13 protein-coding genes are annotated in these 13,639 nt (G+C 67.0%); 9 read left to right on the forward strand and 4 right to left on the reverse strand.

Translation table 11 applies throughout. From position 1 onward, the window contains the following. Positions 1–4 precede the first annotated feature (4 nt). From LO787_RS01715 to LO787_RS01745, 7 genes are all read left to right on the forward strand, one after another. The gene (locus LO787_RS01715; RefSeq protein ID WP_232494166.1) at positions 5–1,435 is read left to right on the forward strand and encodes an aromatic ring-hydroxylating oxygenase subunit alpha; all 1,431 of its coding nucleotides are present in this window, start codon (positions 5–7) and stop codon (positions 1,433–1,435) included. Further along, entirely contained in the window at positions 1,432–2,187 is a 756-nt protein-coding gene (locus tag LO787_RS01720) for an SDR family NAD(P)-dependent oxidoreductase (RefSeq protein WP_232494167.1), read from the forward strand. The genes LO787_RS01715 and LO787_RS01720 overlap by 4 nt, the downstream gene beginning before the upstream one ends. Further along, positions 2,184–3,344 carry a CaiB/BaiF CoA transferase family protein gene (locus LO787_RS01725; protein ID WP_232494168.1) on the forward strand — a complete coding sequence of 387 codons (1,161 nt, stop codon included), beginning with the start codon at positions 2,184–2,186 and terminating at the stop codon, positions 3,342–3,344. Before LO787_RS01720 ends, LO787_RS01725 begins: the two co-directional genes overlap by 4 nt. Further along, on the forward strand, positions 3,337–4,539 hold the full coding sequence (locus LO787_RS01730; protein ID WP_232494169.1) for a CaiB/BaiF CoA transferase family protein: 1,203 nt from the start codon (positions 3,337–3,339) through the stop codon (positions 4,537–4,539). Before LO787_RS01725 ends, LO787_RS01730 begins: the two co-directional genes overlap by 8 nt. Positions 4,540–4,581: 42 nt before the next feature. Next, the gene (locus LO787_RS01735; protein ID WP_232494170.1) at positions 4,582–5,502 is read left to right on the forward strand and encodes a TIGR03619 family F420-dependent LLM class oxidoreductase; all 921 of its coding nucleotides are present in this window, start codon (positions 4,582–4,584) and stop codon (positions 5,500–5,502) included. A 91-nt stretch (positions 5,503–5,593) separates the two neighbouring features. Beyond that, positions 5,594–5,998: a Zn-ribbon domain-containing OB-fold protein gene (locus LO787_RS01740; RefSeq protein WP_232494171.1), complete on the forward strand. Its 405-nt coding sequence runs from the start codon at positions 5,594–5,596 to the stop codon at positions 5,996–5,998. Next, positions 5,998–7,161 (forward strand): thiolase family protein, encoded by a 1,164-nt coding sequence (locus tag LO787_RS01745; protein WP_232494172.1) that lies wholly within the window; start codon positions 5,998–6,000, stop codon positions 7,159–7,161. The genes LO787_RS01740 and LO787_RS01745 overlap by 1 nt, the downstream gene beginning before the upstream one ends. A 174-nt stretch (positions 7,162–7,335) precedes the next feature. On the opposite strand, the gene LO787_RS01750 is transcribed toward LO787_RS01745, so the two are convergent. Further along, positions 7,336–8,523 (reverse strand): acyltransferase family protein, encoded by a 1,188-nt coding sequence (locus LO787_RS01750; RefSeq protein WP_232494173.1) that lies wholly within the window; start codon positions 8,521–8,523, stop codon positions 7,336–7,338. Positions 8,524–8,718: 195 nt separating this feature from the next. Between LO787_RS01750 and LO787_RS01755 the strand changes: the two genes are divergently transcribed. Next, a complete protein-coding gene (locus tag LO787_RS01755) occupies positions 8,719–9,642 on the forward strand; it encodes a substrate-binding domain-containing protein (RefSeq protein WP_232494174.1) in 924 nt (307 codons plus the stop codon). Here the strand turns inward: LO787_RS01755 and LO787_RS01760 are convergent. Together LO787_RS01760 and LO787_RS01765 are read right to left on the reverse strand one after the other, a co-directional pair. After that, positions 9,579–10,859: an MFS transporter gene (locus LO787_RS01760; RefSeq protein ID WP_232494175.1), complete on the reverse strand. Its 1,281-nt coding sequence runs from the start codon at positions 10,857–10,859 to the stop codon at positions 9,579–9,581. The genes LO787_RS01755 and LO787_RS01760 overlap by 64 nt on opposite strands. A 120-nt stretch (positions 10,860–10,979) precedes the next feature. Continuing rightward, entirely contained in the window at positions 10,980–11,465 is a 486-nt protein-coding gene (locus LO787_RS01765; RefSeq protein WP_232494176.1) for a VOC family protein, read from the reverse strand. A 186-nt stretch (positions 11,466–11,651) separates the two neighbouring features. Between LO787_RS01765 and LO787_RS01770 the strand changes: the two genes are divergently transcribed. Further along, positions 11,652–12,563, forward strand: a complete 912-nt coding sequence (locus LO787_RS01770; protein WP_232494177.1) for a GGDEF domain-containing protein — start codon at positions 11,652–11,654, stop codon at positions 12,561–12,563. A gap of 196 nt (positions 12,564–12,759) precedes the next feature. On the opposite strand, the gene LO787_RS01775 is transcribed toward LO787_RS01770, so the two are convergent. Beyond that, on the reverse strand, positions 12,760–13,542 hold the full coding sequence (locus LO787_RS01775) for an SDR family NAD(P)-dependent oxidoreductase (RefSeq protein WP_232494178.1): 783 nt from the start codon (positions 13,540–13,542) through the stop codon (positions 12,760–12,762). Between the last annotated feature and the right edge of the window lie 97 nt (positions 13,543–13,639).

Genomic DNA, 13,639 nt, shown 5'->3' on the forward strand with positions numbered 1-13,639 from the left:
AGGAATGAACGTCGAAACCGGCATGCTACAACCCGGCGAGGCCCGGTGCCCGGCCGAGACCACGCAGGAGATCATCGCCCGCGACCGCGTCGCCGCGCCTGCATGGGCCGCCAGCGAGAGCTACGAATATCTCGGCAGCGAGGACATTTCCAAGGACCGCTACGTCAATCCCGCCTTCGCCACCGCGGAGTTCGAACGCCTCTGGACCCGCACCTGGCAGATGGCCTGTCGGGAGGACCACATTCCGGAGGCGGGGGACTACTACGTCTACGATATCGGCCCCTACTCCTTCGTCGTGACGCGCGACGACGTGGGGGATATTCACGCCCACTTCAACGCCTGCCTGCATCGCGGAACCAAACTCAAGCCCTCAGCCACGGCAGGCTACGCGATGAACCTCAAGTGCCCATTCCACGGCTGGACCTGGAACCTTGACGGGTCACTGAAGGAAATCCCGGAGAAGTGGGACTTCGCCCACACCGCAGGTCGCAGGAACTGTCTCCCGCAGGCTCGTGTCGAACTGCTTGGCGGCTTCGTGTGGATCAACATGGACCCGTTGGCGCCCGCCCTCGCCGACTATCTCGGGCCAGAAATCATGGCGCATATGGCGGCATGGAAGCTGGAGGAACGCTACATCTATCTCCACGTCCAGAAAAGCTACCCGGCCAACTGGAAGCTGACGATGGAAGCCTTCATGGAGGCCTACCACGTCGGCGACACCCACCCGCAGGTCGCGCCAGCCAACGGCGACGTGAATTCGCAGTATGACGTCTACGGCGCCCATGTGAACCGCTTCATCTCGACCTTGGGCGTGGTCAGCCCCAAGCTGCGCGACAGGTATTCCGAGAAGGACATCATCGACAACTTCACGCTGGGCGACAGTTCCTCGCTCGGCGGCAGCAAGCCCGAACTGAAGGACGGCGAACGCGCGCGGCAGGTCATGGCGGACATGTTCCGCTCGATGTTTGAGACTGCCACCAAGGCCGATCTTTCGGGCATATCGGACACCGAGCTGCTCGACACCTACAGCTACACGTTCTTCCCCAACCTGTTCCTGTTTCCCGGCATCTCGCTGCCGATGATCTACCGCTTCCGCCCGGATGCGAAGGACCACCGCCGCACGATCTACGAAGTCATGTTCATGCGCCCCAAGCCGCGCGACGGCAGCGAAGTGGAGACCGCCGAAGTGCAGGTGCTGGAAGATCGCCAGTCCTTCGCCGAGGCGGACGGGATGGACCCCGGTTTCGGCGTGATCCTCGATCAGGACACCGACAACCTCCATGCGCAGCAGGAAGGGCTGGAAGCCTCCGCCAAGCCCAGCCTGACGCTCGGCGACTATCAGGAAATCCGTATCCGGCACTTCGAACTCGCGGTCGACAAGTACGTCGCCATGCCGCCCAAGCTGCCCGACTGGACAGCGCTGCAAGGCCGGTGAGCTTCTCCCTGCAAGGACGCACGACCCTGATCGCCGGAGCTTCTTCGGGCATCGGCGCTGGCTTTGCGCGAGCCATAGCCTCAGCGGGCGGGCGCGTGGTGCTTGGCGCGCGCAGGCTCGAACGCACGCAGGCGCTGGCGTCGGAAATCGGGGCGCAGGCCATGGCAGTGGCACTCGACGTAACCAACGAAGCATCCCTGATCGCGGCCTTCGATGCTGCGGAGGCGCGGTTCGGCACGGTCCATGGGGTTGTCGCGAACGCCGGGATCGGCACTGGAGGCCGGTCCACCGACGTCCCGGCTGCCGCACTGTCGGGCGTTCTCGATACCAACCTGCTGGGCACCTATCTCGTCGCCCGCGAAGGCGCACGGCGGCTGATTGCAAGCGGCAGCCCAGAGCGCGGCGACGGGCGCATTGTCCTGATCGGCTCCATCACGGCACAACAGAACGGCACCGGCGATGCACTGTACGCCGCCAGCAAGGCGGGATTGGCCCACCTCGGGCGCCAGTTCGCGCGTGAGTGGATACGTCAGGGCATCAACGTCAACACCCTGCAGCCCGGCTGGATACCGACCGAGATCAACGCCGAGTGGTTCGCCAGCGAGCGCGGCAGAGCGGACATCGAGACACTCAACCGTCGCCGCCTGCTCGACACGGACGCGCTCGATCCGATGCTGCTCTACCTGCTCTCCAATGCCTCGGCGCAAGTGACCGGCGCGACGTTCACCATCGACGACGGGCAATCGTTATGACCGGCGACACACCCCGCGCCCTTGCCGGGCTGATCGTGATCGAGACTGCCGAGCGGGTCAGCGGCGAATATACCGGCAAGCTGCTGGCCGATCTCGGCGCACAGGTCATCAAGGTCGAGCGGCCCGGCGGTGCGCCGACGCGCGCCATGGGGCCATTTCACAAGGGCGAAAGCACGCTGTTCGCCTATCTCAACGCGAACAAGCAGTCGGTCGTTCTAGACCTCGCCAACGCGCAGGAACGCGCCCTGCTCGACCGTCTTCTCGCGCGCGCCCATGCCCTGATCGACGATCATGACGAGGCCTGGACTGATCGAACGGACCTGTCCCCAGAAGCGGTCGCAGAACGGCATCCGTCCATCGTCCACACGCTGGTCACGCCGTTCGGGCAGGGCGCGCCGAAGGAGTTGCAGCGGCTCCGCCCGATCAACGTCATCAACGCCGGTGGCTGGGCCTATCACAGCCCGAGCGAGACGCCGTCCGACAAGCCTCCGCTCAAGGGCGCAGGCCGTTTCCTGTCGGACTACGAGGCGGGCATCGACGCGGCGCTTTGTACCCTCGCCTCGCTCCTGCGGCTGCGGCGCACCGGCGAGGGCCAGTCCATCGATGTGTCGGAGGTCGAGGTGCAACTCAACCGCATCGACGCCGTGCTGGACCGCATGCTGGCAGGAGAAGCCGACCCGAGCGACGCGCGTTCCGCTTACGACATGGGCGGCCCCGGCGCGTCCTTCGCCTGCTCCGACGGCCACGTCTTCCTGTTCATGACCACGCGCCATCACTGGAAGGCTCTCTGCGCGCTGATGAGTGAGCCGGAGTGGGCCACCGCTTTCCGCGAGGACTGGCTGGAGTTCGACTGCACGCCCACCAACGTCGCACAGTTCCGCGCCGGGTTCTCGGCATGGATCGCGACGCAGCAAAAGCTGCCCGTCACCGAGGCCGCGCAGAAGGCCGGCGTCGCGATGGTGCCGGTAAACACGGCGGCGGACCTGCCCCGCCACGAACAGTTCGCGCATCGCGGCTTCTTCCAGCAGGCGCAGCACCCGGCCTTCGGAGAAGTGGCCTACCCCGGCGCCTGCTACCGCATGAGCGCGACACCCGTCAGCGTGCGCACCCACGCCCCCGCGCTCGGCGCAGACCAGCGGCAGGTCGGCGATGCGTGACAGGGGCGGCCCGCTCAAAGGCATCCGCGTCGTCGAACTGACAAAGGTCTGGGCCGGGCCTTACGCGGGCAAGCTGCTCGCCCACCTCGGCGCGGAAGTCATCAAGATCGAGAGCCGATCGAACCTCGACGAGATGCGCGCCTACGGCGGCGTGGACATCGACGCGGCACCCTATTTCCTGTCGATCAACCAGGAGATCCTTTCCGTTCAGGTCAACATGAAGACCGGCGAAGGACTCGATCTGGTCAAGCGCATGATCGCCACTGCCGACATCCTGATCGACAACATCCGCCCCGGCGCGATGGAGCGGTCCGGGCTCGATTACGAGAGCCTGAAGGCCATCAAGCCGGATCTCATCCAGTGCTCGATCAAGATGTGGGGCACCGACGGCCCGCTCGGCTACCAGACGGGCTACGCACCCTGCTTCGCCGCGCTTTCCGGCCTCACCGCACTTGTCGGGCACGAGGGCGAGACGCCCAGGGGCATGAACATCCGCTATGGCGATTCCACCGCAGGGGCATGCGCCGCGCTTGCCTGCGTGGCGGCGCTGCACCATCGCGAGAGCACCGGCGAAGGCCAGTTCATCGACCTTTCCGCCGTCGAGGCGATGACCAGCCTCGTCGGCGACAGCCTGTTCGCATGGAGCGTCACCGGTGAGGTGCCGCAGGCGGACGGCAACTTCCATCCGGAGATGTGCCCGCACGGCGCCTACCCCTGCGCACAGGAGGCATGGACAAGTATCGCGGTGGCGAACGAGGGTGAATGGCGGGCACTGTGCGAGGTACTGGAAACGCCCGCTTTGACCGTCGATCCGCGCTTTGCCAGCCTTGCCGAGCGCCTTGCCAATCGTCATTTGCTCGATGCGGAACTGGGCGCCCTCACCCGCCCTCATGACGCGGCGGAACTGGCCGAAAAGCTCAGGAAAGCGGGCGTTCCTGCGTTCAAGTCGATGAGTTCGCTCGACCTCGCGACCGACGGTTTCCTGTGGGCGCGGGAAGCCTATCGCATGGTCAGCGACCACCGTACCGGCACCCGACCGATCATCGGCCCGTCTTGGCGCATCGACCCCGATCCGCCCCTCATCGAGCGCGGCGCGCCGCTGCTCGGCGAGCACAATGCCTACGTCTACCGCGAGTTGCTGGGGTTGCGCGAAGACGAAATGGACGATCTGATCGCGCGCAAGGTGATCGACTAGGGGCACAAGTCCCGGCGACACCAGCGACGGGGGAGGACGCGCATGAAACTGGGCTTCGCGATGCCGCACATGCTGCGGCTCAAGGCGACGATGCAGCCGTGGGAAACGCAGGTCACCGGGGCCGACCAGACCAGCCTCGCCAAATGGGCGGAAAAGCTGGGTTTCGAGATGATCGCGGTGCCCGAGCATCACGTCATCCCCCGGCAGCACGTCGAGCTTTCCGGACCGTTCTACTTCAACGCCTATACCGCCATGGCCTATATCGCCGGGGCGACCGAGCGGGTGCGCGTCAATTCGTGCATCGCCATCCTGCCCGCCCAGCATCCGATCGTCACCGCCAAGGCGCTTTCGACGATGGACTGGCTGTCCAGCGGGCGGGTGACGATCACTTTTGCCGTCGGTTGGCTGGCGAAGGAGTTCGCGATTCTGGGCGTTCCGTTCCATGAACGCGGCGCGATGGCGGACGAATACATCCGCGCCATCATTGCCCTGTGGACCGAGGAAAACCCTGAATTCGAAGGGAAATATGTCTCGTTCCGCGATGTCGCCTTCGAGCCGAAGCCGGTGCAGAAACCGCACATTCCGGTGTGGTTCGGCGGCGATGCGGATGCCGTCCTGCGGCGCGTTTCGCGCCATGCGCAGGGCTGGTGGCCGTTCCTGACGAAGCCCGAGGACATCGCCGCGCGGATCGACTTCATCCGCTCCCAACCTGACCACAACGGCCAGCTTTCGGACGTATATTACGGCATGGCGACCGCCCGCGTCGGCGAGGGTCACGCCGTGATCGACGATCCCACGGCCCGTCCCGGCCAGACCCGGCAGGAGATCGTCGATCGCCTGGGATGGCTGCAAGATCAGGGAGTTACGTGGAGTTCGATCCCTATCCCGCCCCTCCCCGACATCGCGGCCTACTACGACTATACCCAGTGGATCGCCGAGGAGATCATGCCCGCCGTCAGGTGAGCGAACGTCGCCGCGATGCCTGCCGGGGGCGGTATTGACGGCGCTGCACACAAGCGGGACTGAACGACACCTAGAACGGGGAGAGCGACACATGCGCCTACCAAGGCCACGCCCAAAGCTGGATCAGGAGAACTCTGCGTTCTGGACGGGCGGTGCAGAGGGCAAGCTGCGCATCGTGCGCTGCGGCGACTGCGGAAACTACACCCACCCGCCCCGCATCCTGTGCCGCCATTGCCAGTCGGAGAACGTCTCCGCCGAGCCCGTCGCGGGGACCGGGGTGATCGACACATTCACCGTCAACCACCAGCCATGGGCCAAGGATCTGCCCGTCCCCTACGTCATCGCCCGCGTCGCGCTCGACGGGGTGCCGGGGGTCTACCTCACCACCAACATCGTCAACTGCCCGGTCGAGGCAGTCGGCTTCGGCGATCCGGTGCGCGTCGTGTTCGAGGAGCAGGACGGCGTGTTCTATCCCCTGTTCGAGAAGGCCGACTGATGGCGCGTGAAGCCTACATCACCGGCGTGGGCCAGTCCGAAGTCGGCGTGCGACTGCCGCGCCATCCGCTGCTGCTGACGCTCGACGCCGCGAAGGAGGCCATCGCCGAGGCGGGCCTGACCTTCGAGCAGATCGACGGCGTGTTCTCGTTCCCCGGCAAGAGCCATGGCTATCTTGCGTTCTCGCCCGTCGGCACCGACGAGGTGATCGAGGCACTGGGCATCAAGTCGAAATGGCAGATGGGCGGTCTTGAGCAGCCCGCGCAGCTGTCCGCCATCGGCATGGCGGCATGGGCGGTGAAGGAAGGCATCTGCCGCCATGTGCTGTGCTACCGCACCGTCTACGAGGCAGGCGGCATGGCCGACCCCGCGACCTACATGCCCGCCCGGCCCGACACCGTTTCCGGCGCGTCGCAGTGGACCAGCCCGTTCTGGGCGACTTCCGCCGCCTGCTGGACCGCGCAATACGCCGCGCGCCACGTCCACAAGTACGGCCTGACGCGCGAGCAGCTTGGCCAGATCGCGATCAACGGATCGAAGAACGCGATGCTCAACCCGAACGCCCGCGCGATCACCAAGGAGGAACTGACGCTCGACAAGTACATGTCGGCGCGGATGATCTCGACCCCGCTGTGCCTCTACGACTGCGACCGCTTCTCCGACGCATCGACGGTGGTGATCGTCTCCGCCGGTGACGCGCTCGACGAGATCAGGTGCGAGCCGATCCGCATCGCCGCGATGTCGGGCTCGGTCGACCGCTATTCGTGGGACCAGGTCGAATGGCCCGCCGCCTACGACGCGGGACCGGACTTGTGGGCGCGCACCGACTACACCGCCGCCGACGTCGACACCGCGCAGTTCTACGACGGCTTCGCGTTCCTGCCGATCACCTGGCTTGAGGCCCTCGGCTTCTGCGGGAAGGGTGAAGGCGGCCGCTTCATCGAAGGCGGCACCCGCATTGCGCGCGATGGCGAACTGCCGCTCAACACCGCGGGCGGCCAGCTTGGCGCCGGACGCCTCCACGGCTTCGGCTTCGCGCACGAGGCAGTGACGCAGCTGCGCGGCAAGGCGGGCGCGCGGCAGATACCGGGCGATCCCCGCGTGGCGGTGGCGACATCGGGCGGCGGCCCGCTGGCGGCGGCGCTGCTGCTGGCGAAGGATTAGACGGCTCCGACCTCGCGGGCTCTCCTCCCGCGAGGTCGGGGATGGGAGATTTTCGCGAAACTGCTTTGAAAAACCTTCGTCATTGCGAGCGTAGCGAAGCAATCCAAGTACGGCCCATGCCGCTGGATTGCTTCGCTACGCTCGCAATGACGAATTGAGGTATCAGCGCACCGATCACGCTACGTGCGAAGGCAAGGCGCCGGCATCCACCCGCTTCACCGACTTGGCCCGCTTCAAGCCGATCAGCGGCCGCAGCGGGCCGACCTCTCGCCCGATCAGGTAGAACGCCCAAGACCCCACCGCCACGGTGATGCACAGGGTCAGGAACTCGGGCAGCGCGGTCAGGCCCTTGTCGCGCAGCCAGTAGCTGACCAGCACCATGACCGTCTGGTGCGCGATGAAGACCGGGAACACCGCCTCCACCAGCGTGGTGCGCCAGCGCGCGTCGCGGTTCCAGAAGCGGTCGGCGATGCCGAACAGCGCGATCACGGTGCCCCAGCACTGCACCGACTTGGCGAAGTCCAGCGGCTCCATCCACGCGCGCGGGGTGCGCACATTGCCGGGGAAGTGCCAAGCCTCCAGCGCGACGAAGGCATAGCCCGCAAGGCCGACCGCCAGCGCGGGCTTCCACTGCAACGCGATGGCCTGCCGCAGCGCGTCGGAACGGCGCAGCAGGAAGCCGAACAGGAACATGCCTCCGTAATGGAGGTGCGCGCACATGTCGGTGAGGACGCTGTGCGTATCGGTCCAGCCGTCGCCCGGGTAGCGCACCGCATACGTCATCAGGCAGCCGAGCGGCAGCAGCAGCGGCCCGGCCAGCACCTTCTCGCTGCCCCGCGCCAGCGCCGCGCGCCAGCTTGCGGGCAGCACCATCAGCGCCAGGCACAGCACCACGGTGTAGACCAGCAGGTAGATCACGAACCACAAGTGCATGATCGCGGGCAGGTTCTCGTGGATCACGCGGCGGAAGCTGAAGGCGTCGTGGAACAGGAAGTAGCCGTAACCGTGCGTGTAGCCGCTGTTGAGCAGGCCCATGTAGGGCTGCGGCGGCACGATTACGGTGAGGCCGAACAGCAGCGGAATGCCGAGGCGCAGCAGGCGGCTTTTCAGGAAACTGACGGTATCCCCATCCTTCGCGAACAGCGCCGCGCTGGCGTAACCGGAGATCGCGAAGAGCAGCGCCAGCCGCCATGCGCTGAGGCCCAGCAGCGGAATCTCCGCCCACTGCACCACGCCGCGCGTCGGCGTCTGGAAGCCCCAGGGCGTGAACGAGAAGCCGACATGGTAGAAGATCAGGAGCACGAAAGCGCCAATGCGCAGCCAATCCATTCCGTAGTGGCGCTGGCTGGTGGCGGGTTTCATGGCATTCCGTAATCGACTTGGCCGTTACGCGCTCCTGCACGCATGGGTCCGGTGTATGGGGCGCTCATTAGGCGCGTTGTCACGTCTCTGCAATCGCACGGTTGTAACAGAACGTAACCCCGCCACGCACCGATTTCCTCGGGTTCGGAGACAACTGGGGTTGGTGAGCCGCCCTCCAGCGGCGAACATCGCGCCATGAACCGATCCGACGCGCCCGTCGTGCCCCTGCCCGTCCGCAACCCGCGCGCCTCCGTCATCGAGCGGGCGAACTACGTGCCCGACCTGCTCCCGCGAAAGGGCGCGGCGCGCCCGGTGGAAGCCTTAGCCCCGCCACCGGTCGTCCTGCTGCTTCACGACGGGCGCAACGGCGATGTGCTCGATCTGGTCGAGAGCGGGCTGGCGACGGGGATCGAGGACAGCCACCTGATCGCCCGCCACAGGTTCGCCCCGGACATGACGGCGGGGGCTTTCACCCGTTTCCTCGAACGGCATCGCCCCGCCTGCGTGGTGCTCGTCCCGCCGCTGTCGGGCAGCGACGATCTCGCCGCCCTCTGCGCGCGGGCGCAGGTGCGCTGCCTGCGGCTGGGCGTGACCGGAGACCTCGCCTGCGACGAGCGCCGCGCCGCCGCCGTCGCCGTGGCCCGGCTGGTCGCCGCCGGTCATGCGCGGATCGGCCTCGTCTCCGGCGCAGAAGGATCGCCGAGCGCGCAGCAGCGGGAACTGGGCTATCTCGACGCCATGGCGGAGTACGGGCTCGACCGCGGCCCCGCGTTGATCGTTCCGGGGGACGACACGTTCGAGTCCGGGATCGAGGCCGGGCTGCTCCTGCTGGAAATCAGCCCGCGCCCCACCGCGATCCTGGCGTGCAACGATGCGATGGCGCTCGGCTTGCTCCACGCCGCCGCACGCGCCGGGATCGCGGTGCCCGATGCGCTGGCGGTGGTCGGCTTCGACGATACCCCCCTCGCCCGCCGCGCGCTGCCTGCGCTCAGTTCGGTGCATGTGCCGTGGGAGCGGATCGGGCAGGAGGCAGCGCGGCGCGTCCTTTCGGACGCTCAGGCGCCGCCGGTTTCGTTCGAGGGCGAACTGGTCGAGCGCGCCTCGTCCCACTTCGGATAGGCAGGCAGGCCCAGCAGCAGCCACGCGCTCACCAGCGTCAGCACCACGCCTGCCCAGAGCCCCGGCGTATAACTGTGCCAGGTGTCGTAGATCCACCCGCCCAGCACCGGGCCAAGGCCCGATCCCGCCGCGATGAGGCTCGCCATCAGGCCGAAGATCGTCCCGAACTGCCGCATTCCGGTATAGGCGGCGGTCAGGAAGCCGACGAGCTGCAGCTTGGTCCCGCTGGCATAGCCGTTGACGATAAGCGCGCCCACCACCACCCAGACCGGCGCCTGCGGCACCAGCAGCGCCACGAACGTCACGGCGGAGATGCCGATGGTCAGCCCGCCCACCCAGCGCGCCGGATAGCGATCAAGCAGGACGCCGGTGACGAGCTTGCCCGCGATCCCCGCCAGCCCCGCAGGCAGCGCCGCCAGCGCCGCCGTCTGCGCGCTGAAGCCGGAGCCGGTCAGGATGCGGAACTGGTGCACCACCAACCCGATTGTCACCATCAGCACCAGGAAAGTGGAGCCCGCGATGCGCAGCACCGCCGGATCGCGCAGCGCCTGCCGCACGGTCAGCCCCGGCACGTCGAGCAGCGGCCCCGCACTCGTGCCCTTGGACTCCCGGCTGATCTCGTACCCGTCGCGCAGCCATAGCAGGCACATCACCACCGCCAGCGATCCCCAGCCGACTGCCAGCCATACGAAGGCCATGCGCCAGCCGTGCACGCGGATGAGGTACTCGGTGACGAGCGGCGTGAACGCCTGCGCCAGCGCCGCGCCCGACAGCACCAGCCCCAGCGCGACGCCGCGCCCAGAAGTGAAGGTGCTGTTGGCGGAGGCCGTCCACACCGTCGACTTGGTCATCAGCGCCGCCAGCGAATAGGCCGTCCAGACTGCGAACCACTGCCACACCGACCCGTCGAGCAGGCTGAGCGCGGCCATGACCAGCCCCATCAGCACCAGCCCCGGGATCGCCAGCCGGCGGACGCCCCACTTGTCGATGAACACCCCGAACAGCGGCGAGAACAGGAACGTCAGCAGCGCCACGATCGACACGCCGGAGGACGCCAGCGTGATGCTCCAGCCGAATTCGCGGCTGATCGGGCCGATGAAAAGCCCGGTCGCGGCGGTCATCACGGAGGTGAACGAGAAGCCGATGGCCGCCGCCAGCACCATGCGCCAGTGCCGCGCGAACTCCTGCATCGCGGTCAGCTTCACTTCGCTTCCCAAGATCCTTGCCTCCCGTGCGCACCCGATTTTCCGGTGTCGGAGCGGACTGTGCCTATCGACAGGGGCGCGAGCAAACCATCACGCCTCGACGCCGCGCCCGCGATGTTTGGCGCGATGCTTTCAGAGCACCGGCACCCGCTCGCGCAGTTCTTCCAGCGTGAAGCCGTTGGCGGGGGCGCACTGCTGCACCTCGATCACGTTGCCCTCCGGGTCGTAGCCGTAGAGCGTCTTCACATGCCCCACGTCCACGAAATCGCGCTCGTTGAAGGTCATGCCGCAGGCTTTCAGATGGGCGATGTCGCGCGCGATGTCGGTCACGTCGATGCAGAAGTGCGTGTAGCCCCGGTCGTTGGGCCGCAGCGGCCGGTCGAGGTCGGAAGGCGGCGCGGCATATTCGAACATCTCGATGTAGCAGCTTCCCGCGCGCAGCATGCAGCCCTTGGCCGCGGAGCCCGGCAGGTCGACGATGTGGTCCATCACCGGCTCGTCGGCCCAGCCGAAGCCGTCTTCGTCCACCGGCTCGAAGCCAAGCGCATCGCAGTAGAAGCGCTTCATCCGCGCGAGATCGCGGCAGTTCATGCCGATGTGGTGGATGCCGCGGATCATGGCGCTCTCCCTGCCCTTTTCACCCGAGACTATCCGCAGGGCGGAGGGAAGTGACAACGCCGGATGCTTGACCCCACCGGAGCAGCCCCTCTTTTTGGATAGGCAGTTCCGTTAGTTCACTTTTTACCATAAGAGATTAAGCCGTTGTGGATCCATTGGCGGGTGGATCGCGCAAGGGGGCCAGACTTGTACCTTCAGACCGACCGGCATCGATCCGCAATACGGCCGCTCACCGACGGTCGCCTCGTCTCGCAGGCCGCCGCGCTGGTCGGCCTCAGCGCGTGGAGTTGCGACCTCGCGACCGAGCAGCTCGAATGGTCGGACGGCGTCTTCGACATCTTCGGCCTGCCACAGGACACCCATTTCGAACGCCGCGACACCGTTGCGCTCTACTGCGAGGAATCGCGCGACATCATGCTGCGCCTGCGCGCGCAGGCGATCGAGGCGGGCTCCGGCTTCTCGATGGAAGCGCAGATCCGCCAGCCCGGCGGCGAACTGCGCTGGCTGCGGCTGGCGGCCAATACCTGCGTCGAGAACGGCCGCGCGGTGCAGCTCTACGGCATGAAGCAGGACATCACGCTGGAGCGCCTGCGCTGGGACGAGTTGCGGCGGCTGGCGGAGAACGACCCGCTCACCGGCCTCGGCAACCGCGCGCGCTTCCAGTCCGAATTCCTCGACCTGCCCGCCGGGTCGGAACGGCTGGCGCGGATCGGCGCGCTGGCGGTGTTCGACCTCAACGGGTTCAAGGGCATCAACGACCGCTGGGGCCACGCCGCCGGAGACGCCTGCATCGCCCGCTTCGGCGAACGCCTCGCCAGCGCCTTCCCCGCCGCCCGCCTGATCGCCCGCATCGGCGGCGACGAGTTTGCGATGCTGCTCCCTTCGAGCGTTCCGGCGCCCGCGCTGGAGGCTGGCTTGCGGCGGCGCTTGAATGGCCTCGTCACCCGCGTGGAATGGCGGGGAACGCTGATCCCCATCGGCGTCAGCGCCGGACTGGCCTTTGCTGGCGGTACACCGGAAGAGACTTTCGCGGCGGCCGATGCGGCGCTCTACGCGGCCAAGCGCAGCGGACGGAACGTACTGCGCGTGGCGGCTTGAGTCCTACTCCTCTCGTCATTGCGAGCGTAGCGAAGCAATCCATCGTCGGGCCGTGGCGCTGGATTGCTTCGCTACGCTCGCAATGACGAAACAAGATTTGAAATCCGCTCAGGCTGAGCTTGTCGAAGCCCCCGAGACTGGGCGCTACGCCGCCGGGGCTTCGACAAGCTCAGCCTGAGCGCGAACCAGTGGAGACTTACACCCCCACCGGCTCCACCCAGGTCGTGCGCGTGACCCTCGGCGAGAGGTATTTCGTCGCCGTCCAGCCGCCGTCGACGACGATGGACTGACCGTTTATCATCTCACTCCCCGGCAGGCACAGGAAGGCGATGACGGAGGCCACGTCCTCCGGCTGGGCGAGGCGCGGATAGGGCGTGGTCTCGACGTTGTTGCGCTTGAAGCCTTCGTCCTCGAAGCGGTGGCGCACCATGTCGGTCATGGTGACGCCCGGCGCCACGCAGTTGGAGCGGATGCCGCGCGGGCCGTATTCGCAGGCCATATGCTCGGTCAGCGACTTGAGGCCGCCCTTCGCCGCCGAATAGGCCCCGCCACGCCGTCCGCCGATATGCGCGAAAGTGCTGGTCACGTTGACCACGCTCGCCCCTTCGCCAAGGTGCGGGATGACGTCGCGGCACAGGCGGAACGGGGCGACGAGCATGATGTCGAGGAAGCCGTCCAGCGTCTCGTCGTCGGTCTCATCGAGCGGCTTGGGGCTACCGACGCCCGCGTTGTTGACCAGCGCGTCTATCCGCCCGAACTTCGCCAGCGCCTGCTCGACGATGGCCTTCGGAGCCGCCGGGTCGGTCACGTCGGCGCTGATGGCGAGGACGTGGTCGGGATTGCCGATCTCGGCCTCCAGCGTCGCCAGCTTGTCCCTGCTGCGCCCGACGCCGACGATCGCGAAGCCTTCTGCGTGCAGGATCTTCGCGGTTTCGAGGCCGATGCCGCTGCCCGCGCCGGTGATGATCGCTACCTTCACTTCGCCTGTCCTCCCACGTTCTGGCCCCGTGTTAGCGGGCGCCCTGCGGAGCGTCGAACCGCCCGGGCGGTATTGCCGGCGCGCGCCTTGCCCACAC

It is taken from the genome of Novosphingobium kaempferiae (genome assembly GCF_021227995.1).
Taxonomy (GTDB): Bacteria; Pseudomonadota; Alphaproteobacteria; order Sphingomonadales; family Sphingomonadaceae; genus Novosphingobium; species Novosphingobium kaempferiae.